The sequence below is a fragment of the Rathayibacter sp. VKM Ac-2927 genome (assembly GCF_022815525.1).
GTDB lineage: Bacteria > Actinomycetota > Actinomycetes > Actinomycetales > Microbacteriaceae > Rathayibacter > Rathayibacter festucae.
In genome coordinates, this window is record NZ_JALGRT010000002.1 from 520,385 (window position 1) to 543,359 (window position 22,975).

Consider the following 22,975-nt stretch of genomic DNA (forward strand, 5'->3'; position numbering starts at 1 on the left):
GCGGAGGCCGCTGCGGGGCTGCAAGACCAGCAGGGTGGGCCGACGCGACCGACTGCGCCGGGCGCTACGGTGACCCCATGCCGAGACAGCCGACGATCCGCGACGTCGCGGTCAGCGCGGGCGTCTCGTATCAGACGGTGTCGCGCGTGCTCAACGACAGCCCGCAGGTCCGGCCGCGCACCCGCGACAAGGTGCTCGCGGCCATCGACGACCTCGGCTTCCGGCGCAGCGCCGCAGCCCGGGCTCTCGCGGCCGGCCGCTCCGGGCTGATCGGCATCCTCGCCGCCGAGAGTCACAGCTTCTACGGCACCGCCACGGCGATGGCCGCGATCGAGCAGGCCGCGCGCGACGCCGGCTACCGGGTGCCCGTGGTCAACGCGGCGCCCGACGCGGAGTCGCTGGCCGCCGCGCTCGAGCACCTCCAGCGCGAGGCGGTCGAGGCGATCGTCGTGCTCGCCCCGCAGGAGCGCGCGCTCGAGGCGATCGAGAGCCTCGCGATCGGAGTGCCGTTCGTCACCCTCGGCGCGGCGGGGCGCGGCGCGGATCCTCGGCTCCTCGTCGACCAGGCCGCGGGTGCGCGGCTCGCCGCCGAGCACCTCCTCGCGCTCGGCCACACCCGGATCGCCCACCTCGCAGGCCCGCAGCACTGGGTGGAGGCGCACGCCCGCCTCGACGGGTTCACCGCACGGATGGCGGAGGCGGGGCTGGAGCCGGCCGCGGTGATCGGCGGCGACTGGACGGCGGAATCCGGCTATCGGGCGGGACTGCGGCTGCTCGACGAGGTCGCCGACCTCACCGCGGTCGTCGCCGGGAACGACCAGATGGCGCTCGGGCTGCTGCACGCCTGCGCGGACCGCGGCGTGCGCGTGCCCGAGGACCTGAGTGTCGTCGGCTTCGACGACGTGCCCGAGGCCGCGCACTACCGGCCGCCGCTGACGACGATCCGGCAGGACTTCGCCGAGGTCGGCCGCCGCACGATCGGCGTGGTGCTGGCGGAGCTGCGCGGCGAGCCGGCCGCCGTCGACCGGCCGGTGCCGCCGGTGCTGGTGGAGCGGGACTCGACGCGGGCGGTCTGAGGCGGAGCGCCGGCGACGCCGGGTCTCGATACGCCCCTGCGGGGCTACTCGACCAGCATGAGCACGCCGGGTCTCGATACGCGCCCTGCGGGCGCTACTCGACCAGCATGAAGACGGCGGATCTCGATACGCGCCCTCCGGGCGCTACTCGATCAGCGTGGGACGCCGGGCCTCCTGGGAAAGCTCACCTACTGCGGAGGGGGAAGCCATGTTGATCGAGTAGCCCGCACAGCGGGCGTATCGAGATCCACCCGCGTCAGAAGACAAGTCTGCAGACCGCCCGGCCGGCGACGCCGGGTCTCGATACGCCCCTGCGGGGCTACTCGACCAGCATGACTGAAGACCGCCGCGTGCTTTCCCTCACCGCCGAGACGCGAAGCGGCTTCGCCGGACGGTGGATCTCGATACGCGCCCTGCGGGCGCTACTCGATCAGCAATGGACGCGCCCTGCGGGCGTCCGCTACCGGCGGGCGAGAGCTCCGCGCTTGCCGTCCGCAAGACACTTCGCCTACGCTGGCCCGTGGCTTTGTGAACGGTCACATGGCCCTCAGCGAGGAGTGCAATGGACCAGCGACGGCCCCCCGCCGAGGCGATCACGAGCGGCGCGACCGCCCTCGGGATCGAGCTCGGCTCCACCCGCATCAAGGCCTGCCTCGTCGACGCGGCCGACCCGTCCGTGGTCCTCGCCGTCGGCAGTCACGAGTGGGAGAACCAGCTCGTCGACCGCCGCTGGACCTACTCGCTCGACGCCGTGCACGAGGGGCTCCAGGCCGCGTACGCCGACCTCGTCGCCGACGCCGAGAAGCGCCACGGCGCGCGCCTCACCACGGTCGGTGCGCTCGGCGTCTCCGCGATGATGCACGGCTACCTCGCCTTCGACGCGGACGGCGAGCTGCTCGTCCCGTTCCGCACCTGGCGCAACACCAGCACCGGCCCCGCGTCGGCCGAGCTGACCGAGCTGTTCGGCGCGAACATCCCGCTGCGCTGGTCGCTCTCGCACCTGCACCAGGCGGTCCTCGACTCCGAGCCGCACGTCGAGAGGATCGACTTCCTCACCACTCTCGCGGGCTACGTGCACTGGCGCCTCACCGGCGAGAAGGTCCTCGGAGTCGGCGACGCCTCCGGCATGGTCCCCACCGACCCGGCGACCCGCGACTACGACGAGACCGTCCTCGAGCGCTACGACGCCCGCGTCGCCGGAACCCTGCCGCCGCTGCGCGAGCTGCTGCCCGCGGTCCTCCCCGCGGGCGCCGCGGCCGGCGAGCTCACCGCCGAGGGCGCGCTCCTGCTCGACCCGACCGGCGCGCTCCAGGCCGGCGTCCCGTTCTGCCCGCCCGAGGGCGACGCCGGCACGGGCATGGTCGCCACCAACTCCGTCGCCCCGCGCACCGGCAACGTCAGCGCCGGCACGAGCATCTTCGCGATGGTCGTCCTGGAGCGCCCGCTCGAGAGCGTGCACCACGAGCTCGACCTGGTCGCCACTCCGGCCGGCGACCTCGTCGCGATGGTGCACTGCAACAACGGCGCGAGCGAGCTCGCCACGTGGGTCGGGCTGTTCTCCCGGTTCGCCGCGGCCTCGGGCGGACCCTCCGACAGCGACGCCGTCTACGGCACGCTCTTCGTGGAGGCGCTGGCCGGCGAGCCCGACGCGGGCGGGCTCCTCGCCTACAACCACCTCGCGGGCGAGCCGATCGCCGGGCTCGTCGAGGGCCGCCCGCTCGTCGTGCGCACCCCCGACTCGCGCCTCACGCTGGCCAACTTCATGCGCGCGCAGCTCTACGGCGTGTTCGGCACGCTCGCGCTCGGCATGCGCGTGCTGGCCGGCGAGGGCGTCGTGATCGACGAGATGTTCGCGCACGGCGGCATGTTCCGCACGGCCGGAGTCGCCCAGCGCTTCCTCGCCGGTGCGCTCGACGCCCCCGTCTCGGTCGCCGCGACCGCCTCCGAGGGCGGCCCCTGGGGCATGGCGGTGCTCGCCGCCTTCCGCCTGCAGGAGGGGACGACCCTCGACTCCTACCTGACCGAGCAGGTCTTCGGCGACGCCGGCTTCGAGACGGTGGCGCCCGACAGCGCCGACGTCGCCGGCTTCACCGCCTACCTCGAGCGCTACCGCGCCGGCCTCGCCGTCGAGCAGACGGCCGTCGACACCCTCACCACGCAAGGAGACACCGCATGACCGACAGCACGACCGCTGCGCCCACCGGGTTCGGCCCCGAGGTCGAGGCGGCGATCGCCCGCGTCCGCGAGGACGTCGCCCGCCTGCACGCCGAGCTCGTCCGCTACGGCCTCGTCATCTGGACCGGCGGCAACATCTCCGGCCGCGTGCCCGGCGCCGACCTGTTCGTGATCAAGCCGAGCGGCGTCTCCTACGACGACCTCGCGCCCGAGAACATGATCCTCTGCGACCTCGACGGCACCGTCGTCCCGGGCAGCCTCGGGTCCGAGCGCAGCCCGTCCAGCGACACCGCCGCGCACGCCTACGTCTACCGCGAGATGCCCGAGGTCGGCGGCCAGGTGCACACGCACTCCACCTACGCCACCGCCTGGGCCGCTCGCGCCGAGGCGATCCCCTGCGTCATCACCGCCATGGCGGACGAGTTCGGCGGCGAGATCCCGCTCGGCCCGTTCGCGATCATCGGCGACGACTCGATCGGCCGCGGCGTCGTCTCGACGCTCACCGGGCACCGCTCGCGCGCCGTCCTGATGCAGAACCACGGCGTCTTCACCATCGGCAAGGACGCGAAGGACGCCGTCAAGGCCGCGGTGATGACGGAGGACGTCGCCCGCACCGTCCACATCGCGCGCCAGGGCGGCGAGCTCGTCCCCATCCCGCAGGAGTCGATCGACGCCCTGTTCGACCGCTACCAGAACGTCTACGGACAGAACCCCACCGGAGCACTCGCATGACCCGTTACCAGAGCATCGTCCCCGACCTCGCGACCCGCACCGTCTGGTTCCTCACCGGCAGCCAGGACCTCTACGGCGAGGACACCCTCCGCCAGGTCGCCGAGCAGTCGCAGGCCGTCGTCGCGCAGCTGAACGAGTCCAGCGACATCCCCGTCACGATCGAGTGGAAGCCGGTGCTGAAGAGCTCCGACGCGATCCGCCGCACGATGATCGAGGCGAACTCCGACGACTCCGTCGTGGGCGTCATCACCTGGATGCACACCTTCAGCCCCTCGAAGATGTGGATCCACGGCTTCGACGCGCTCGCCAAGCCGCTGCTGCACTTCCACACCCAGGCGAACGTCGCCCTGCCGTGGCAGGACATCGACTTCGACTTCATGAACCTCAACCAGGCCGCGCACGGCGACCGCGAGCACGGCTACATCCTTAGCCGGATGAGCGTGCCGCGGAAGACGGTCGTCGGCCACGCCAGCGACGCCCGCGTCACCGAGTCGATCGGCGTCTGGTCGCGCGCCGCGGCCGGCTGGTCGGCCTCGCAGAGCATGAAGGTCGCCCGCTTCGGCGACAACATGCGCAACGTCGCCGTCACCGAGGGCGACAAGACCGAGGCCGAGATCCGCCTCGGCGTCAGCGTCAACACCTGGGGCGTCAACGAGCTCGTCGAGCGCGTGGACGCGGCGACGGACGCCGACATCGACGCGCTGGTCGCGGAGTACGTCGAGAGCTACGACGTGGTGCCCGAGCTGCTCCCCGGCGGCGAGCGCCACGAGTCGCTCCGCTACGGCGCGGCGGTCGAGATCGGCCTGCGCTCCTTCCTGGAGGAGGGCGGCTTCGAGGCGTTCACCGACAGCTTCGAGGACCTCGGCGGGCTGCGTCAGCTCCCGGGTCTCGCCGTGCAGCGCCTGATGGCCGACGGCTACGGCTTCGGCGGCGAGGGCGACTGGAAGACCGCCGTCCTCATCCGCATCGCCGCGGTGATGGGCGCCGGCCTGCCCGGCGGCACCAGCCTGATGGAGGACTACACCTACGACATGACGCCCGGCGAGGAGCTCATCCTCGGCGCGCACATGCTCGAGGTGTCGCCGTCGCTGTCGTCGAAGCGCGCGTCGCTCGAGATCCACCCCCTGGGCATCGGCGGCCGCGAGGACCCGGTGCGCCTGGTCTTCACCGCCGACGCCGGCGACGCGGTCGTCGTCGCGCTGAGCGACGTGCGCGAGCGCTTCCGCCTGGTCGCGAACAAGGTGACCACCGTCGAGCCGCCGCAGACACTGCCGCACCTGCCGGTCGGCCGCGCCGTCTGGCAGCCCGCCCCCGACTTCGGCACCAGCGCTGCGGCCTGGATCACGGCCGGCGCCGCGCACCACACCGTCATGACGACGCAGATCGGCCTGGAGGCGTGGGAGGACTTCGCCCGCATCGCCGGCGTCGAACTCCTCGTCATCGACGAGTCGACCACCCTCCGCGGCTTCGAGGCCGACATCCGCTCGAACGCGGCGTACTACCGCCTGGCTCAGGGGCTGTAGCGACACTGCACGACCGACGGCCGGCTCCCCGCGGGGGCCGGCCGCTCGTGTGTCTGCGACGGCTCGCGCCAGACGCCGCCGGAGGATGCTCGGCTGGTACCGTCATCGCAACAGTTCAGCCCGCCCGGTGCATCCGGTGCGGGCTGGATCTCTTTCCGGGGGCGGAACGGGACACACGACGTGGCGACAGAGCAGACGATTCCGGAACAGATCGACACCCTGGTCAGCAGAGGCATGACGATCGACGACGATGCCGATCGATGGCTCCGATATGTCGGCTATCACCGCCTCAGCGGCTACTGGCTCGTCTACCAGCGGCTTGCCGACTCCGCGTGCTCCCCGCAGCGGTCGGAAGAGTTCGATCCCGGCTGTCGCCTGTCCGAAGTCGTCGCGCTCTACGAATTTGACCGTCGACTCCGGACGCTCACGCACGATGGGATCGAGCGGGTCGAAGTGGGGCTGCGTCGGATGATCGTCGAGGTGGTCGTCCGGCGCGATCCACTCGCTCACCGTGACCCGCTCTTCTTCCGGCCCGGCTTCGATCATCAGAGCTGGATGCGCCGAGCCGAGTCCCGGATCGATCGGTCCGCGCGCCGCTCCCGGTCGCTCCAGTCGGAGCTCCGGCATCACGACCGACGCGTGCCGATCTGGGTGCTCGTCGAGCTGCTCGACTTCGCAGATCTGTCTCTGCTCTTCCAGGGGATGAGGGCTGAGGAGCAGTGGGCGATCGCCGGCGAGCTCGGGATCGCGATAGCACCGGAACGTCTTACCGGCAACCAGCGAGCAAAGGCTCTGCGGCACCACCCGCTCGCCAATTGGCTCGAACAGCTCACCCTTGTGCGCAACATCTGTGCGCACCACGCGCGACTGTGGAATCGGACTCTCATCCCTGCGGGGACTTCGGCGATGCGCACCGTCCCCGGGCTCGAATCACTGCCCACTGGCCAGACCGAGAAGGTCTACGGGTCACTCCGTCTGATCGCGTCGGTACTCGCGACTGTCTCGCCCGGCTCGCGGTGGTGGAGCACGATCACTGAGCTCGTCGACTCTCGTCTCGTACTGGCAGCGAGAAGAGCACCGGAAGAAATGGGTTTCCCTCGCAGGGGCGCGGCAAAGCAGTGAAGACGACGCAGATCGGCCTGGAGGCGTGGGAGGACTTCACCCGCATCGCCGGTGTCGAACTCCTCGTCATCGACGAGTCGACCACCCTCCGCGGCTTCGAGGCCGACATCCGCTCGAACGCGGCGTACTACCGCCTCGCGCAGGGGCTGTAGAGACACTGCACGACCGACGGCCGGCTCCCCACGGGGGCCGGCCGTCCGTGCGTTCCCGGGGTCGCCTCATCAGCGGAGGCCGCCCTGCATGCTGGTCGAGTAGCCGCGGAGCGGCGTATCGAGACCCGACGTCGTCGAGAGGGCGGGTCTGCCGGCCCGCGTCCTGATGACGGTGGATCTCGATACGCCGGCTGCGCGATCAGCATGAAGGACCCGTTGCGCGGGCTGCTCCGTCCGCAGGGAGCCTGCGGCGCTGCAGAACATCAGCTGAGAAGGGGTGGCCTCCGCTGTCAGACGAGGGACCCTGCTCTCAGCTGATGTTGTGCGGACCGCATGCTGGTCGAGCAGCCGCGGAGCGGCGTATCGAGACCCGACGTCGTCAGCTCGGGGCTGCAGACCGAGGTCTCGGCGATGGTGGATCTCGATACGCCCGCTTCGCGGGCTACTCGATCAGCATGGAGTGGCCCGCGGCGCGGGCTGCTCCATCAGCATGAGAAGAGGGGCGCGGCGTCAGCCGCTCGATCACCGGCGCCGGCCGCTCGATCACCGGCGCCGCGCCACTCAGCGGGAGGTGGAGAAGGCCGCGTCGAAGGCGTCGGCCGGGGGCGTGATGGCGTTCAGCTTGCGGACGAAGGCGAGGGCCTCCGGGGCGCCGTCGAGACGGTCCATGCCGGCGTCCTCCCACTCGACGCTGGTCGGGCCGGTGTAGCCGATCGCGTTGAGGGCGCGGAAGACGGGCTCCCACGGGACGGCGCCGTGGCCGGTCGAGACGAAGGTCCAGCCGCGGCGCGGGTTGGCCCAGGGCAGGTGCGAGCCGAGGACGCCGTTGCGGCCGTCGAGGTTGGCGATCGACTCCTTCACGTGGACGTGGAAGATGTGCTCGGCGAAGTCGAGGATGAACGCGACGCTGTCGAGCTGCTGCCAGACGAAGTGCGACGGGTCGAAGTTGAAGCCGAAGGACGTCCGGTGGCCGATCGCCTCGAGGGTGCGCTTCGCGGTCCAGTAGTCGTAGGCGATCTCGCTCGGGTGCACCTCGAGGCCGTAGCGGACGCCGACCTCCTCGAAGACGTCGAGGATCGGGTTGAAGCGGTCGGCGAAGTCCTGGTAGCCGGCGGCGATCCACTCGTCGGACGCGGGCGGGAACATCGCCACGCCCTTCCAGATCGACGAGCCGGAGAAGCCGTTGACCTGCTTCACGCCGAGCGCGGCGGCGAAGCGGGCGGTGTCCTTGAGGTCCTGCGCGGCCCGCTGGCGGACGCCCTCGGGGTCGCCGTCGCCCCAGACGCGGTCGCTGAGGATGTCGCGGTGGCGCGCGTCGATCGGGTCGTCGCAGACGGCCTGGCCGGTGAGGTGGTTCGAGATCGCGAAGACCTGGAGGCCGTTCTTCTCCAGGATGTCCTTCCGGCTCTGCACGTACGCCGCGTCGTCCCAGCGGGCGACGTCGATGTGGTCGCCCCAGCAGGCGATCTCGAGGCCGTCGTAGCCCCACTCGCCGGCGAGACGGGCCACCTCCTCGAACGGGAGGTCTGCCCACTGGCCGGTGAAGAGGGTGATCGGTCGCGTCATCGCGGAGTCCTTACTCTCGACTCCCGTGCGCCGTCGCACCGGGAGAGGTAATTTGAAGTTCCAGGCAACATATCAGGCGCTCCCTCGAGCCCGAAAGGAACCGATCATCTCCTCGATCGACAGCGCATCGTCGCGCACCGACCTCCTCGTCACCGCCACCGCCGCTCCCACCTGGGAGGAGGGGCTGATCGTCGGCAGCGGCCGCGTCGGCGCCGTCATGCACGGCCCCGCCGACGCGCTCACGGTCTCGCTCGCGCACGAGCGGTACTTCCTGCCCGTCAATGCGCGGCCCGCCGCACCCGATCTCGCCGGGGTGCGGGAGGAGCTGCGCAGCGCCCTGCTGGCCGGCGACGCCGATGCGGCGAGCGAGGCGCTGACCCGCGGCGCGCGCTCCAGCGGCTACGACGGCGGACTGATCTGGACCGATCCGCTCGGGATCTGCGCGACCGTCTCGATCCGCACGGACGGCGGCGTCGCGTCGAGCCGCCGGCTGATCGACCCGCGGCTGGGCGAGGTCGCGGTCGAGTGGACCGACCTCGACGGCGGGCGGCACGCGGTGCGGCTGCTCGCCCCGCACGGCGGCGAGAGCGTGCGGCTGTGCGTGGAGTCCGACCGGGACGGCCAGAGCGTCGTCGAGCTCGGGCTGGGCGCGGGCGACGCGACCTCGTTCGACACCGGGGTCCCGGACGCGTCGGCGGTCGTCGAGGCGAGCATCGAGGGCGGGGTGGTCGGGCGGCTCGTCGCCCTGGCCGGCACCGGCAGCGCGGAGGCCGGGGGCGAGCGCGTCCGCGCGGTCGTGACCGCCGCCACCGGGGCGCCGTGGGAGGTGGAGGGAGCCGTCACGCGCTCCGTTGCGCCGGTCGCGGCCGGGGCGCCCCGACTCCTCCGCCTCGACCTCTCGCTCCCGGGCGGGGAGCCGGTGGCGGACGACCTGTCGTGGACCGACCTGCGCGCGGCGCAGCGCGACGGTCACGGCCGACTGGTCGGCGCCTCCGCGCTCGACCTGGCCGGCGCCTCCTCCGCCGTGCTCACCGAGGACCTCTGGGACGAGGCCCGCGCCGGCGACGAGGGCGCGCGCCGCCGCGTCGTCGAGCTCGCCTACCTCAGCGGCCGGGCGAACATCGTCGCCTCGACGGGCGAGCTGCCGCCGACGCTGCAGGGCGTCTGGCAGGGGACCTGGCGGCCTGCCTGGTCCGCCGACTACACGCTCAACGGCAACGTGCAGAACGGGGCGATGGCGGGGATGATCCCGACCGGCACGCCCGAGCTGGCGCTGTCGATCCTGGAGCTGGTGCTGCCGCACCTCGACGACTACCGCGAGAACGCGCGCCTCGTCTACGGGGCGGAGGGGATGCTGCTGCCGTCGCGGATGTCGACGCACGGCCGCGCGGACCACTTCGCCGCGAGCTACCCGCACCTGTTCTGGACCGGCTGCGGCGGCTGGGTGCTGCGCCTCGCTGCCGACGCCGTCGCCGCGACGGGCGACCGCGGGATCGTCGACGACCGACTGTGGGAGCTGGCGGAGGGCGTGCTCCGCTTCGCCGAGACCGGGACGACCGTGATCGACGGTGTCCGGCGGATCGTGCCCTCCTACTCCCCCGAGAACACCCCCGGCGGGGCGCGCTCGCCGCTGGCGGTCGACGCGACGATCGACGTCGCGGTGCTGCGCGACGCCGCGCAGGCGACCGCGCTGCTCGGGCAGGCCCGCGGCGACGACTCGCTCGACGAGCGCTGGACGCGGGTGGTCGCCGAGCTGCCGGAGTACCGCGTGGCGGAGGACGGCACGCTCGCGGAGTGGATCGATCCGCGGTTCTCGGAGGAGATCGCGCACCGGCACGCCTCGCAGCTGTACCCGCTCTGGTACGGGGGCGACGCGGCCTTCGAGGGCGACGGTGCGGCTGCCGTGCGGCTGCGGGCCGCCGCGGCGGCGACCGTGGCCGCGAAGATCGCGTGGCGGGCCGAGGCGCCGACCGCTCCCCCGGGGCGGATGGAGATGGCGTTCGGGCTGGTGCAGGTCGGCACGGCGGCCGCGGCGCTCGGAGATGCGGAGTCGGCACTGACCTGCGCGGAGTGGCTCGCGGTCGAGCACTGGTCGCCGACGCTGACGACCCGGCACGACGCGGGGCGGATCTTCAACCTCGACGCGAGCGGCGGGCTGCCGGGACTGGTGGCCGCGATGCTGCTCGGGTCGGACGACGAGTCGCTGACGGTGCTCCCGGCGCTGCCGTCGGTGTGGGCGCGCGGTGCGGTGACGGGGCTGCGGGCGCGCGGCGGGCTCGTGGTGGACCGGCTGGAGTGGTCGCCGGGGCGCGCGTCGCTGACGGTGCGCCGGGTGCCGGGCGCGGAGTGGCTGGTGCTGGCGGGCGGGACGCGGCTGCGGACGCTCCGCGACGCGGTGCTGCGGGTCGACGGGCGCGAGGTGTCGGGCGGGCTGGCGATCGGCGCGGAGGCGGTGCGCGTGGACGTGGAGTGGCGCGACTGAGGGTGCTGGGGTGACCTCCGGCTCGCGGAACGCGCCTGGGCACGCTGAACCGGGCGGATCCGGCGAGCCGGACGCGGAACCGCGAGCCGGAGGTCCCCCGGAGGTCCGCCGGAGTGACCTCCGGCACGTGGAACATGCTTGGGCACGCAGGAACTGGCGGATCCGGCGAGCCGGACGCAGAACCGCGAGTCGAAGGTCCACCGGGGGAACCTCCGGCACGCGGAACACGCCTCGGCACGCCGAAACCGCCGGATCCAACGAGCCGGACGCGGAACCGCGAGCCGAAGGTCGAGCCGGAGTTCAGCCGGGATGACGTCCGGCACGCAGAACACGCCCCGGCACGTGAGAACTGGCGGATCCAGCGAGCCGAACGTGATTCCGCGAGCCGGACGTGCCTGCCGGTCGCCGCCCGGCGTCAGGCGCCGAGCCGCCCGTACCGGTCGTAGATGCGGTTGTGGGCCGCCAGCTCAGCCGGGGGCAGGCGCTGCGCGTCGGCGATCTCGTAGACGCCGAAGGTGTCGCGCAGGCGCGAGGACGGGTCGACCTCGACGAAGGTGCACCAGGGCAGCCAGTGGTGGTGGCTGCGGAGGGTCTGGCTCGCGAAGTCGCCGCTCTCGTGGCCGAGGCCGGGCATCGCGTAGCCGATGCTGCCGTCGACGTCGGTCGACTGGCGGGTGTTGCGGTGCAGGAACTCGGCGACGTCGCGATAGTGGTCGTCGCCGGTGATCAGGGACAGCCGGTAGTAGCTGTACGAGCAGGCCGCCATGTACACGTCCGCCCCGCCGCCGAGGGTGATGATGCTCTGGCCGCTGATCGAGTACCGGTTGAACGGATGCGGCCAGGGTGCGACCACCGGGAAGGACCAGGCGTAGGTCCAGGTCTCCGTGTAGTCGGCGGCGCGGACCGCGCCCTCCAGCCAGCGGTGCTCCTCGGTCAGGTCGTAGAGCGCGAGGAAGCCGAACAGGCCGTAGATGCCGGCCTCCTTGTCCTGGATGTCGGCGTTGTCGCAGGTGCCGCCGCGGTACTCCAGGGTGCGGTGGATGTTCGCGAACGACCACTCGCCGGCGCGCACGGCGGCCTCGCGGTAGCGCGCCTCCCCCGTCACCAGGTGCAGCTGCACGAGGAAGCGGATGACGCTCGGGGTGTTCGAGCGCGAGTCCATCCGCACCGAGCCGTCGGCGTTGTAGGCGCGGTGGAAGCTGCCGTCGTCGTCCTGCACCTCGAGCAGCCAGTCGGCGGTCCGCCGGCAGAACTCGAGCCAGGACGCGCGCTCATCGCCGAGGCCGCGCAGGTGCAGGTAGGCGTCGAGGATCGCCTCGACACCGTCGGCGAGCATCCGCAGGTAGTGCGGATACGGCTCGAAGCCGCCGAGGGAGGGGTTGAAGCACATCCGCGGCGGGCCCGACTCGGGCAGGGCCGTCCGCGTCCAGAAGTCGACGATGCCGACGCCCTGCTCGAACGCCTCGGGCACGCCCTCGCGGTCGCCGTAGCGCAGCAGCTGGTAGCCGATGCCGGGCTGCTGGCCGACGAAGCCGAACTGGAACGAGACGCTCGAGACGTCGAGGTCCGGCAGCTGGCAGGCGAACGGCAGCCCCCAGGAGTCGCCGTAGCGGCGGGTGAGCCGCTGCAGGATCGCCATCCCGTGGTGGAAGTGCCGCTCGTTGTCGACCTCGAACAGGTCGTCGCGGAGGCGCGCGTAGGCGCTGCGCCAGGTGGCGCGCATCATCGTCGCGAAGTCGTCGTGCCGGCCGAGGTCGACGGCCACCGCGTAGCGCTGGCGGAAGCCGACCTCGACCGGGTGGTTGACCCGCTGGAGCGACTTCGGCGCCGCGTCGTAGTCGAGCCCGGAGTAGGGGTTGTCGATCGGTCGCTCGCCGTCGGCGCCGGGGTAGACGTAGTCGATCGAGAGGCCGGCCGGCTCCTCGTCGAGCGGGGTCCGCACGCCGAAGCCGTAGTAGAGGTAGTTCAGCGTGGTGCCCTGCGGGCGGCTCAGGCCGATCGAGCCGACGGTGCACTCCGGGTCGGTGAAATTCTCCGAGCGGACCACGTCCAGGCGCGGCAGCGTGACGTCGGCCGCCCAGCGCGAGAGCGCTACGGTCTCCCCGGTGGCGAGGCTCTGCGCGGCGAACAGCGGCAGCGCGTAGTGCGTCTCGGTGCGCCAGAAGTACTCGCTGCCGGGGTCGCGGCCCATCGCGTCGGCCGGGCCGAAGGCGTTGTCGCGGTACCAGGCGCCGGGCGCGAAGCACTCGTAGTCGCGCAGGTCGGCGGACCCGGTCAGCCCGAGCGAGATCGCCGTCGAGAAGCCGAGGTCGCCGCCGGCCGCGAGCACCTCGACCTCGCGGTGCACGGAGAAGCCGGAGCCGGCGACGCGCCAGACGTCGGTGACGGCGAACGACGAGCCCGAGCGCACGGTGACCGTGCCGGTGGCGGTGAGCGCGCCGTCCGCGATCGAGACGTCGTCGTAGGGCGCGCCGGAGTACTCGCTGATCGCGGTGACGGTCTTCACCGTGACGCGCAGCGGGCGGTCGTTGGCGTAGAGGACGTGCTCGCCCGCGAGCACCTCGAGGCCGCCCGCGCGGGCGCGCAGGGTGTAGTCGCCGGAGCGGAGTTCCACGGTGGTTCCTTCCTGGAGGGTCATGTCAGTGCTTCTCGTCCGCGGGGCTGGTCGACTCCGCCGGCCCCGGCTCGTCCTCGAGCCGCCGCGCGCCCGGATCGAAGCGCCGCGAGCCCGGCCGGAACAGCAGCGCGACTCCGCCCTCGACGAGCGCCGCGACGAGCAGGAGGATCGCGAACGGGATCAGCGAGATCTCGGCCCACGCGCCCATCACCGGCATCACCAGGCCGGCCGCGGTGAAGCTGACCGTGCCGAGGATCGCGGTGACGCTGCCCGCCTCGCTCGACGGGCCCTGGAGCGAGAGGTACTGCACCGGCGCGAAGCCGAGTGAGCGGCCCGCGAGCGCGAAGGTGAGCGCGCCGACGACGACGAGCAGCGGCTGCGTCCCGGTGAGGGCGAGCACCGCGACCACGACGGCGCCGAGGCCCGTGACGATCGCGGACGCGAACATCGCGAAGCGCGGCCCGAACCGCGGCACGATCACCCGACCCGTCGTCTGCCCGACCGCGATGGTCACGAGCGAGGTGACCAGGAACAGCAGCCCGTAGAGGTCCGGCCCGACCGCGTAGACGTTGGTGTAGAGGAACGGCGCGGTCGCCAGGTAGGCGAAGCCGACCGACCAGCCCGCGGCGGACGCGGCGGCGAGCGCCAGCACCCGCGGCCGCCTCAGCATCCCGAACGAGTTCCGCAGCGACGGGCCGAGTCCGCCCTGGTGCCGCCGCTCGCGGGGCAGCGTCTCGGGCAGCACCAGCAGCGCGATCACGGTGGCGAGCGCCCCCCAGGCGGCGACCGCGAGGAAGGAGCCGCGCCAGTCGATCACCTTGGTCAGCTGCGCGCCGACGGAGGGCACCAGGATCGGGAAGACCGACACGATCACGGCGAGGTTCGCGAGCATCGTCACGAGCCGCTTGCCGCTGTAGAGGTCGCGGACGATCGCGGTGACGACGACGCCGGCCGCGGTGCAGGCGGCGCCCTGGACGAAGCGGGCCGAGAGCAGCACCGCCGTGTCCGAGGTCATCGCCGCGACGAGGCTCGCCGCGATGTGCAGCGCCGCCGAGACGCCGAGCGGCCACTTGCGGCCGACCGCGTCGCTGAGCGGACCCGAGATCAGCTGGCCGGCCGCGAAGCCGAAGGTCGCGCCGGTGACGACCAGCTGGGCGGTCGCGACCGAGACGCCGAGGTCGTCCTGCAGCGTCGGCAGGAAGGGCAGCACCAGGTCGATGGTGAGCGGCCCGAAGCCGACCAGCATCGCGAAGATCGGCAGCAGCAGCCGGCCGCGGGGCATCGCCCGGGTGGCGGAGGCGGTGGTGGCGGAGGCGGTCATGAGCGCGGAGCGCAGGTCACGGAGGGGGTCCTGTCCATCAGCTCCCGGCCGAGACCGGGAAGTAGAGCGAGAAGGGTTCGTCGACGACCTCGTGCAGAGGCCGGAAGCGGATCGCGGCAGGCTGGCCGAGGGTGCGGTAGCCGCGGAGCCACTGGGTCCACTGCCGCTCGTTGTCGGGGGCGAGCAGCGCGGGGGCGTCCTCGAGGCGGCCGCGGAGGCTCACCTCGCGGTCGACGAGGCCGGCCAGCACGACCGGCCCCTCGACGAACGCGACGGTGCCGGGCTCGTCCGGGATCGGCACGGCGCGGATCTCGGTGCCGAAGGCGAGGTCGACGCCGGTGCGGCCGCCGGGGTGCGTCAGCAGGAGCTCGCCGTCGAGGCGCTGGACCCGCTCGGTGTCGCCCGCGACGCCCGGCTCGCCGACGGTCCACTCCGGCACCCGGATCCGCACCTGCAGCGCGACCCCCTCCGCCGACTCCACCTCGATGCGGATCCGCGAGGTGGAGGGCCGGTGCGCGTCGCCCGCGGCCCCCGCGTTCGCGTCCGGCCCCACGTAGCCGGCGTTGTCGAGCACCTCGACCCGCACTGATGCCTCGCCCGCGGCGGTCGGCACGCGGACGCTCGCGTCGACGTGCTGCGCGATCGTCAGCTCGGCGTCGCCGCCGCGGTAGAAGACGAGACCGGAGTGGCGGGTGTGCGCCTGCACCAGCGTGCCGTGGCAGCACCAGAAGTCCTCGGTCGGGCTGCCCCAGTCCTTGCGGGCGCCGCCCTCCAGAGGGAGGAAGTAGGCGACCATCCCGGTCCTCGGGTTCTGCTGGGCGAGCAGGCCGTTCCAGAGGTTCCGCTCGATGTAGTCGGCGTAGGCGAGGTCGCCCGTCCAGCGCAGCAGCACGTCGGCCAGCCGGATCATGTTGTAGACCGTGCAGTGCTCCTGCGTCTTCTCGCCGCGGCGGGCGGCGAACTCGAACGGCGGCGTCCAGATCTCGCCCGAGGTCTGGCCGCCGGTGCAGAAGGTGCCGCGGTGGACGACCGCCTGCTCCCAGTAGGCCTCGACGATCCGCCGCCAGCGCTCGTCGCCGGTGACCTCGTAGGCGCGGGCGGCGCCGAGCACCTCGGGGATCGTGGTGTTGGCGTGCATGTTGGTGAGCACGTCGCGGCCCGCGAGCAGGCCCTCGAAGAGCGAGCGGCGGTCGTAGCGCTCGAGCAGCTCCGTGTAGACGGGGTCGCCGGTGATCGCGAGCAGGTCGGCCCAGACCTCGAGCATGCCGCCGGTCTCGACCTCGAGGATCTCCTGGAACGCGGCGTCGTCGAAGCCGCGGACCCACTCCAGCAGCGGGGTCGTCGCCGCCCGGGCCATCCGCAGCGCCCGCTCGTCGCCGAGGTCGAGGTGCAGGTCGACCAGGCCCATCAGCAGCTTGTGCATCGCGTACTGCGGCGCCCAGATCGGGCGGCCGGTCGCCAGGCGGTCGAGGTAGCCGCGCGGGATCGCCCAGATCCAGCCACCGCCGTTCTCCTCCTGGCAGCGCTCGAGGCCGTCGAGCACGGAGTCGATCCGGACGCGGAGCAGCGGGTCGCCGGTGACCGCGACCTCGCGGGCCGCTGCCGAGAGCCAGTGGCCGAGGAAGTGGCCGCGCAGCTGCGAGCCGGGCGTCTCCCAGCCCCAGTGCCGGTCGAGACCGCGGGCCTCGCGCGACTCCTGGGACGGGTGCAGGTGCCAGCCCTGATCGCCGATCCCGGCCTCGATGCGGAAGTTCTGCAGCAGCCCCTCGTCGGTCAGCGAGAGCAGGTAGTCGCGGTTGAGCCGCCGCCGGGCGTCGAGCACCCCGCGCTCCAGGCGGGACTCGTGCGGGGCCGGGTGGGTCAGCGGCATGGATGCTCCTCGGCGGTGAGTGGTCGGGGTGGGTGGATCGAAGCGGGGTGGATCTGCAGTGAGCGGGACGGCGACGGGATCGCCGGTGGTCGAGATCGATCTCTCACTGTACTCAGACCAGGATCGACGGTAGGAATGTCATCATGCAATCCCCGAGAGTGATCCATCTCGTCGCCGATGACGTGTCCGCCCTCCTCACTCAGTCGGGAGGTGACCTGCCCGTCCTGCTGCACTGGGGTCCGCGGATCGAGGCGAGCGACGACGACCTCGCCGGTTTCGCAAGAACCCCCGAGAGGACGGGGATGGACGGCGGTTCCGACGTGCCCTACGAGCCCGGGATCCTCCCCGAGCACTCCTTCGGCTGGGCCGGCCTGCCCGGCCTCCGGGTGCACCGCGAGGGCGCCGGCTGGTCGCCGCGGCTCACCGTGGACGCCGTCTCTGTGGCCGGCGAGGCCCTCGCGGAGGGCGCCGTCGTGCAGCCCGGGAGCGCCGCCGTCACCGTCGAGGCGCACGACGCGCAGGCCGGAATCGGGGTCGTGCTGGAGATCGTTCTCTCGCCCGCGGGACTGCTCCGGACGCGCGTCTCCGTCCGCAACGACGGCACCGGGCACCTCGAGGTGATCGGCGCCGACCCCGCCCTGCGGATCCCGAACGAGGCCCGCGAGATCCTGGACTTCTCCGGCCGCTGGGGCACCGAGAAGATCCCGCAGCGCCACCCCGTCGTCACCGGCAGCCACTCGCGCTCCTCGCGGCGCGGCCGCACGGGCCTGGACGCGACGACGGTCGTCGCGATCGGCACCCCCGGCTTCGACGCGGCCGACGGCAAGGTCTGGCTCTGCCACGTCGGCATCGGCGGCAACCACGAGCACGCCGTGGAGCGCGGCGACGGCTGGCTCGCCTTCCGCGGCGGCGAGCTGCTCCTGCCCGGCGAGGTCCGCCTCGCGAGCGGCGAGAGCTACTCCTCCCCCTGGATCTCCGGCAGCTTCGGCCACGGCCTCGACGCCGCCGCCGCCCGCTTCCACGCCTACCTTCGCGGTGTCTCCCGCTCCTCGCTCCGCCCGCGCCCGGTCACCCTCAACGTCTGGGAGGCGGTCTACTTCGAGCAGGACTTCGCGACCCTCGCCGAGCTGGCCGACCGCGCCGCCGCCCTGGGTGTCGAGCGCTATGTGCTCGACGACGGCTGGTTCCTCGGCCGCAGCGACGACCGCGCGGGCCTCGGCGACTGGACGCCCGACCCCGTCTGCTGGCCGGACGGCCTCCTCCCCCTCGCCGAGCACGTCCGCGGCCGGGGCATGGAGTTCGGCCTCTGGGTCGAGCCCGAGATGATCAACGAGGACTCCGACCTCGCCCGCGCGCACCCCGACTGGATCCTGCGCGCCCGCGAGGAGCTGCCGCCGCGCTTCCGGTTCCAGCAGGTGCTCGACCTGACGAATCCGGACGCGTTCGCGCACATCCTCGGCGTGCTCGACGGGCTGGTCACCGACCTCGGCGTCGCGTACCTGAAGTGGGATCACAACCGCGATCTGATCGACGCCGGCCACCCCGCCACCGGCGCCGCCGCCGTGCACGAGCAGACGCTCGCGCTCTACCGGCTGATCGACGAGCTGCGCGAGCGGCACCCCGAGCTCGAGATCGAGAGCTGCGCCTCCGGCGGCGGCCGCGTCGACCTCGGGATCCTCGAGCGCACCGACCGCGTGCACACCTCCGACAACCAGGACCCGCTGGACCGCTCGCGGATGCTGCGCTGGACCGGGCTGCTCGTGCCACCGGAGATGCTCGGCTCGCACGTCGCCTCGCCGGTCAACTCCGTCACCGGCCGCACCAGCGACCTGCACACCCGCTGCGCGATCGCCTTCCTCGGCCACTTCGGCATCGAGTGGGACCTCCGCGAGCTGGACGCCGAGGAGGAGCCGGTGCTGGCCGGCTGGATCGCGGCGTACCGCGAGCACCGCGGGCTTATCGCGACCGGGCGGGTCGTCGGGAGCGGCGACTCCGATCCCGACGCGCCGTCGCTGCGCGGCGTCGTCGCGACCGACGGCTCCGAGGCGCTCTACACCTTGGTCACGCCGTCGCTGACGGCGGACTCGCGCCGCCGCGTCCGCCTCCCGGGCCTGGACCCGCTCGCCCGCTACCGCGTCGAGGCCGCGCGCCCCGGCTCGCTCGGCCCGCCCTGGCAGAGCCCGCGCTGGCTGGAGGCGACCGTGCCGCTCGACTCCGACGCCCCGGCCCCCGCCTACTCGGGGAGCCTGCTGGGCGAGGCGGGCCTGGACCTGCCGACCTTCCACGCCGACCGCGCGATCGTCCTGCGGCTCGTCCGCGCCGACGCGTGAGCGCCGCCGCCCCGACCACTGCCGACTCGCCCGCCACCACCCTGGAGCACCCCGTGAACACCACCGTCACCGTCGACCTCGACCGGCCCGGCGCCACCATCAGCAAGCACGTCTACGGCCACTTCGCCGAGCACCTCGGCCGCTGCATCTACGACGGCTTCTGGGTCGGCGAGGACTCGCCCCTCCCGAACGCCGGCGGGATCCGCCTGGACGTCGTCGAGGCCCTGCGCGCCCTCGACATCCCCAACCTCCGCTGGCCGGGCGGCTGCTTCGCCGACCGCTACCACTGGACCAACGGCATCGGCCCGCGCGAGGAGCGCCCCGGCCTGATCAACACCCAGTGGGGCGGGGTCGCCGAGGACAACTCCTTCGGCACTCACGAGTTCATGGCGCTCTGCGAGCTGCTCGGCGCCGACGCCTACATCTCCGGCAACATCGGCTCCGGCACCGTGCAGGAGATGGCCGACTGGGTCGAGTACCTCACCGGCTCCGGGAAGTCGCCGATGGCGGACCTGCGCCGCTCGCACGGCCGCGAGGAGCCGTGGACCGTCCGCTACTGGGGCCTCGGCAACGAGACCTGGGGCTGCGGCGGCAACATGCGCGCCGGCGCCTACGCCGACCTCGCCCGCCAGTTCGGCACCTTCGTGCAGAGCGGCAACGACGTGCCGCTGCACCGCATCGCGGCCGGCGCCGACGGTGCGGACACGCACTGGACGCAGACGCTGATGGAGGTGATCCCCGAGATCGAGGGGCACCCCTTCTCCTCCGTGCCGTGGGAGTCGGTCTCGGTGCACTACTACACGATCGGCGGCAGCTGGCACGCGAAGGGCAGCGCCACCGACTTCGACGCGGACACCTACTGGAGCACGATCGTCGCCGCGCAGGGCATCGAGGAGCTGCTGCGCTCGCACGCCGCCGTGATGGACGTGCACGACCGCGAGAAGAAGTACGGGATGGTGCTCGACGAGTGGGGCACCTGGTGGGACGTCGAGCCGGGCACGCACCCGGGCTTCCTCTTCCAGCAGAACACCATCCGCGACGCGATGGTCGCGGGGATCCACTTCGACGTCTTCCACGCCTTCGCCGACCGGCTCTCGATGGCGAACATCGCGCAGACCGTCAACGTGCTGCAGGCGATGCTGCTCACCGACCCCGACGGCGGTGAGATGGTGCGGACGCCCACGTACCACGTGTTCGAGATGAACAAGGGGCACCAGGACGCGACGGTGCTGCCGACCACGGTCGCCGGGCCGACCCACGCGGTCGACGGGCGCGAGATCGCGCTCGCCTCAGCCTCCGCCTCGGTGAAGGACGGGCGCGTGCTGGTCTCGATGACCAACGTCGACCTGGACGAGCCGCTGGAGATCGAGCTGTCCTTCCGCGGCGGTTCCGTGACCGGAGCGACGGGGCGGCTCCTCACCGCCGACTCGCCCCAGGCGCACAACCGGCCGGGCGATGCCGACGCGGTCAGCCCGGTCCCGCTCGAGGGGCTGGAGACCACGGCGACGGGGCTGCGTGTGACGCTGCCGCCGCACTCCTTCGCGACGGTGTCGCTGGAGCTGGCCGACGACGCGGCTGGCTCGCTCGTGGCAGGGTCGGACGCATGATCGCGACACGCACCGAGGCCGCCCGCCGCCCGCCGATGGGCTGGAACAGCTGGGACTGCTTCGGCTCCTCCGTCACCGAGGACGAGGTGCTGGCGAACGCCGAGTACCTCGCCGAGCACCTGCTGCCGCACGGCTGGGACACGGTCGTCGTCGACATCCAGTGGTACGAGCCGGACCCCGGCACGAGCGACTACCAGGAGGTGTCGGAGCCGGTCCTGGACGACTGGGGCCGGCCGCAGCCCGCGGTGGGGCGCTTCCCCTCCGCGGTGACCGGAGGCTTCACCGCGCTCGCCGCGCGCGTGCACGCCCTCGGGCTGCGCTTCGGCGTGCACCTGATGCGCGGCGTGCCCCGCCGGGCCGCCGAGCTCGGGCTGCCGGTGCTCGGCTCCGACGCGACCTGCGCCGACATCGCCGACCGCGGGAACGTCTGCCCGTGGAACCCGGACAACTACGGCGTGGACATGACGGTGCCGGGCGCGCAGCAGTACTACGACTCGGTGATGGCGCAGCTGGCGTCGTGGGGCGTCGACTTCGTCAAGCTCGACGACGTGCTCTACCCGCCGATCCAGACCGACGAGATCGCCGCGCTCTCCCGCGCGATCGACGCGACCGGCCGGCCGATGGTGCTGAGCCTCTCGCCGGGCAAGCAGCTCTCGCTGGAGAACCTGGAGCTGCTCCGGGACACCGCGCAGATGTGGCGGATCTCGGACGACTTCTGGGACGACTGGGGGCACCTGCAGGAGCAGTTCCAGCGCGCCGCGCGCTGGGCGCCGCACCAGCGGCCGGGCGCGTGGGCCGACGCCGACATGCTGCCGCTGGGCCGGATCGGCGTGCGGGCGCACGTGGGCGAGGACCGCCTCTCGCGGTTCACCCCCGCCGAGCAGCGGACGCTCGTGACGCTCTGGTGCCTGCTGCGCTCGCCGCTGATGATGGGCGGGCACCTCCCGGACACCCCGCCCGAGACGCTGGCGCTGCTGACGAACGACGACGTGCTGGCCCTGCTGTCCAGCGAGGGCAGCCGCGAGATCGTCCGCGACGGCGACCTCGTCGTCTGGAGCGCCTGGCAGGGCGACGTCCAGTGGCGCGGCGTCTTCTGGCTCGGCGACGCCCCGCGCGAGTACTCCGCGCACCTCGCCGACCTCGGCTGCACCGGCACCCCCGTCGACGCCTGGACGGGCGAGCCCCTCCCGGTCGTCGACGGCGCGGTCGCCCTGACCCTCGAGCCCCACGGCGCGCACCTGCTCCGCTTCGCCTGACGCGCCGCGCCCCTCCATGCTGATCGAGTAGCGCCCGCAGGGCGCGTATCGAGATCCACCACCGCAAGCACGCGGGGTCTCGATACGCCGCTCCGCGGCTACTCGACCAGCGCGCCGCCGCCAGTGCGCAGAAGTCGCGGTAGTCGGGCGCGACTACCGCAACTTCTGAGTTCTGGGGGCGGGTCAGGACTCCGTGTCGGTGAGGGCGTCGAGGCGGGCGACGTCGTCGGCCGAGAGGGCGAAGTCGACCTGGGCGTTCTCGCGGATGCGCGCGGGCGTGGTCGACTTCGGCAGGGGCAGGACGTCCTTCTCGAGGAGGTAGCGGATGCAGAGCTGCGCCACGGAGACGCCGTTCGCCTTCGCGATGTCGGCGAGGTCGGAGTTCTCCAGCAGGCCGCCGGTCGCCAGCGGCGAGTAGCCCTCGACGAGGATGCCGTTGGTGCGGCAGTAGTCGGTCGTCTCGTCCTGAGTGTTGCCGACGAACCAGCGGATCTGGTTCGCGTGCGGCTTCACGTCGGTCGCCGCGATCAGCGACTCCAGGTCGTCGACGGAGAAGTTCGAGACGCCGATCGCGCGGGCGCGGCCGGAGTCGTAGATCTCCTCCATCGCCTTCCAGGCCGCGATGTTGCCGTCGCGGTGGTCCGAGCCCATGTCCGACCACGGCCACGGCGCGTGGATCAGGTACAGGTCGACATGCTCGAGCTCGAGCGCCGCCATCGTCGTCTCGAAGCTGTCCTTCGCGCCGGCGTGGTCCTTGACCTCGGCGGGCAGCTTCGTGGTGATGAAGACCTCGTCGCGGGGGATCCCGCTGTCGCGGAGGGCCCGGCCGACGCTCGCCTCGTTGCCGTAGCCGCGGGCGGTGTCGATGTGGCGGTAGCCGGCCTCGAGCGCCGTGGTCACCGCGTCGTAGGCGTCGGCGCCGTCCTCGATCTGCCAGGTGCCGAAGCCGATCTTGGGGATCTCGACGCCGTTGGACAGGGTGAAGGTGTCGGTCAGTGCAGGCATGTCTCTCCTCGAGAAGTCCGGCCCCGCGCGCGTCCTCGCGCCGGGGGTGCTGCTGTTCACGGTAGGCGCGCGGGGCGGCGGGCGCAGGCCCCTTGCGGAGCCGCCCCATGCTGATCGAGTAGCGACCGCAGGGCGCGTATC

The 22,975-nt window shown here is 72.5% G+C and carries 14 protein-coding genes and 1 pseudogene; 10 read left to right on the plus strand and 5 right to left on the minus strand.

Features of this window, described 5'->3' with window-relative positions:
• Positions 1 to 77: 77 nt before the first annotated feature.
• The 6 genes and pseudogenes from MT353_RS07660 to MT353_RS07685 all read left to right on the plus strand — a co-directional run.
• Positions 78 to 1,076: a LacI family DNA-binding transcriptional regulator gene (locus MT353_RS07660; RefSeq protein ID WP_123736321.1), complete on the plus strand. Its 999-nt coding sequence runs from the start codon at positions 78 to 80 to the stop codon at positions 1,074 to 1,076.
• A gap of 562 nt (positions 1,077 to 1,638) precedes the next feature.
• Positions 1,639 to 3,252 carry a xylulokinase gene (locus MT353_RS07665; RefSeq protein ID WP_243624026.1) on the plus strand — a complete coding sequence of 538 codons (1,614 nt, stop codon included), beginning with the start codon at positions 1,639 to 1,641 and terminating at the stop codon, positions 3,250 to 3,252.
• Positions 3,249 to 3,983, plus strand: a complete 735-nt coding sequence (locus MT353_RS07670) for an L-ribulose-5-phosphate 4-epimerase (RefSeq protein WP_123732647.1) — start codon at positions 3,249 to 3,251, stop codon at positions 3,981 to 3,983. Before MT353_RS07665 ends, MT353_RS07670 begins: the two co-directional genes overlap by 4 nt.
• Positions 3,980 to 5,506 carry an L-arabinose isomerase gene (araA, locus tag MT353_RS07675; protein ID WP_243598104.1) on the plus strand — a complete coding sequence of 509 codons (1,527 nt, stop codon included), beginning with the start codon at positions 3,980 to 3,982 and terminating at the stop codon, positions 5,504 to 5,506. Before MT353_RS07670 ends, araA begins: the two co-directional genes overlap by 4 nt.
• A 234-nt stretch (positions 5,507 to 5,740) precedes the next feature.
• Positions 5,741 to 6,628: an Abi family protein gene (locus MT353_RS07680; RefSeq protein ID WP_243616215.1), complete on the plus strand. Its 888-nt coding sequence runs from the start codon at positions 5,741 to 5,743 to the stop codon at positions 6,626 to 6,628.
• A pseudogene (locus MT353_RS07685) lies at positions 6,625 to 6,780 on the plus strand (L-arabinose isomerase); the annotation flags it as partial. The gene MT353_RS07680 and the pseudogene MT353_RS07685, both read left to right, overlap by 4 nt.
• 561 nt (positions 6,781 to 7,341) lie before the next feature.
• Here MT353_RS07685 and MT353_RS07690 read toward each other — a convergent pair.
• Entirely contained in the window at positions 7,342 to 8,346 is a 1,005-nt protein-coding gene (locus tag MT353_RS07690) for a sugar phosphate isomerase/epimerase (protein WP_123732644.1), read from the minus strand.
• 25 nt (positions 8,347 to 8,371) lie between these two features.
• Here MT353_RS07690 and MT353_RS07695 point away from each other — a divergent pair, with 25 nt between their 5' ends.
• Complete coding sequence (locus MT353_RS07695; protein ID WP_243624027.1) at positions 8,372 to 10,828, plus strand: glycoside hydrolase family 95-like protein; 2,457 nt, start codon at positions 8,372 to 8,374, stop codon at positions 10,826 to 10,828.
• Positions 10,829 to 11,243: 415 nt separating this feature from the next.
• Here the strand turns inward: MT353_RS07695 and MT353_RS07700 are convergent, their stop codons facing one another.
• Genes MT353_RS07700 through MT353_RS07710 form a run of 3 tightly spaced genes read right to left on the minus strand, consistent with a single transcriptional unit; the run spans position 11,244 to position 16,636 of the window.
• On the minus strand, positions 11,244 to 13,466 hold the full coding sequence (locus MT353_RS07700) for a hypothetical protein (RefSeq protein WP_243624028.1): 2,223 nt from the start codon (positions 13,464 to 13,466) through the stop codon (positions 11,244 to 11,246).
• 1 nt (position 13,467) lies between these two features.
• Positions 13,468 to 14,766 (minus strand): multidrug effflux MFS transporter, encoded by a 1,299-nt coding sequence (locus MT353_RS07705; protein WP_123446863.1) that lies wholly within the window; start codon positions 14,764 to 14,766, stop codon positions 13,468 to 13,470.
• Between the two features lie 37 nt (positions 14,767 to 14,803).
• Positions 14,804 to 16,636 carry a beta-L-arabinofuranosidase domain-containing protein gene (locus MT353_RS07710; RefSeq protein WP_243624029.1) on the minus strand — a complete coding sequence of 611 codons (1,833 nt, stop codon included), beginning with the start codon at positions 16,634 to 16,636 and terminating at the stop codon, positions 14,804 to 14,806.
• Between the two features lie 143 nt (positions 16,637 to 16,779).
• Here MT353_RS07710 and MT353_RS07715 point away from each other — a divergent pair, with 143 nt between their 5' ends.
• Genes MT353_RS07715 through MT353_RS07725 form a run of 3 tightly spaced genes read left to right on the plus strand, consistent with a single transcriptional unit; the run spans position 16,780 to position 21,829 of the window.
• On the plus strand, positions 16,780 to 18,966 hold the full coding sequence (locus tag MT353_RS07715) for an alpha-galactosidase (RefSeq protein ID WP_243624030.1): 2,187 nt from the start codon (positions 16,780 to 16,782) through the stop codon (positions 18,964 to 18,966).
• Positions 18,963 to 20,573 carry an alpha-N-arabinofuranosidase gene (locus MT353_RS07720; RefSeq protein WP_374204692.1) on the plus strand — a complete coding sequence of 537 codons (1,611 nt, stop codon included), beginning with the start codon at positions 18,963 to 18,965 and terminating at the stop codon, positions 20,571 to 20,573. Before MT353_RS07715 ends, MT353_RS07720 begins: the two co-directional genes overlap by 4 nt.
• The gene (locus tag MT353_RS07725) at positions 20,570 to 21,829 is read left to right on the plus strand and encodes an alpha-galactosidase (protein WP_243624031.1); all 1,260 of its coding nucleotides are present in this window, start codon (positions 20,570 to 20,572) and stop codon (positions 21,827 to 21,829) included. The genes MT353_RS07720 and MT353_RS07725 overlap by 4 nt, the downstream gene beginning before the upstream one ends.
• Before the next feature lie 183 nt (positions 21,830 to 22,012).
• Here MT353_RS07725 and MT353_RS07730 read toward each other — a convergent pair whose 3' ends face one another.
• Positions 22,013 to 22,834, minus strand: coding sequence for an aldo/keto reductase (locus tag MT353_RS07730; protein WP_243616098.1), 822 nt, complete (start codon positions 22,832 to 22,834; stop codon positions 22,013 to 22,015).
• Positions 22,835 to 22,975 lie beyond the last annotated feature (141 nt).

Excerpts from the sequence above, each read along its gene's own strand:
- MT353_RS07680 (WP_243616215.1), top strand. The coding sequence starts at position 5,741 with ATGACGATCGACGACGATGCCGATCGATGGCTCCGATATGTCGGCTAT.
- MT353_RS07705 (WP_123446863.1), bottom strand. The coding sequence starts at position 14,766 with ATGACCGCCTCCGCCACCACCGCCTCCGCCACCCGGGCGATGCCCCGC.
- MT353_RS07660 (WP_123736321.1), top strand. The coding sequence starts at position 78 with ATGCCGAGACAGCCGACGATCCGCGACGTCGCGGTCAGCGCGGGCGTC.
- MT353_RS07725 (WP_243624031.1), top strand. The coding sequence starts at position 20,570 with ATGATCGCGACACGCACCGAGGCCGCCCGCCGCCCGCCGATGGGCTGG.
- MT353_RS07670 (WP_123732647.1), top strand. The coding sequence starts at position 3,249 with ATGACCGACAGCACGACCGCTGCGCCCACCGGGTTCGGCCCCGAGGTC.
- MT353_RS07710 (WP_243624029.1), bottom strand. The coding sequence starts at position 16,636 with ATGCCGCTGACCCACCCGGCCCCGCACGAGTCCCGCCTGGAGCGCGGG.
- MT353_RS07730 (WP_243616098.1), bottom strand. The coding sequence starts at position 22,834 with ATGCCTGCACTGACCGACACCTTCACCCTGTCCAACGGCGTCGAGATC.
- MT353_RS07715 (WP_243624030.1), top strand. The coding sequence starts at position 16,780 with ATGCAATCCCCGAGAGTGATCCATCTCGTCGCCGATGACGTGTCCGCC.
- araA (WP_243598104.1), top strand. The coding sequence starts at position 3,980 with ATGACCCGTTACCAGAGCATCGTCCCCGACCTCGCGACCCGCACCGTC.
- MT353_RS07665 (WP_243624026.1), top strand. The coding sequence starts at position 1,639 with ATGGACCAGCGACGGCCCCCCGCCGAGGCGATCACGAGCGGCGCGACC.
- MT353_RS07700 (WP_243624028.1), bottom strand. The coding sequence starts at position 13,466 with ATGACCCTCCAGGAAGGAACCACCGTGGAACTCCGCTCCGGCGACTAC.
- MT353_RS07690 (WP_123732644.1), bottom strand. The coding sequence starts at position 8,346 with ATGACGCGACCGATCACCCTCTTCACCGGCCAGTGGGCAGACCTCCCG.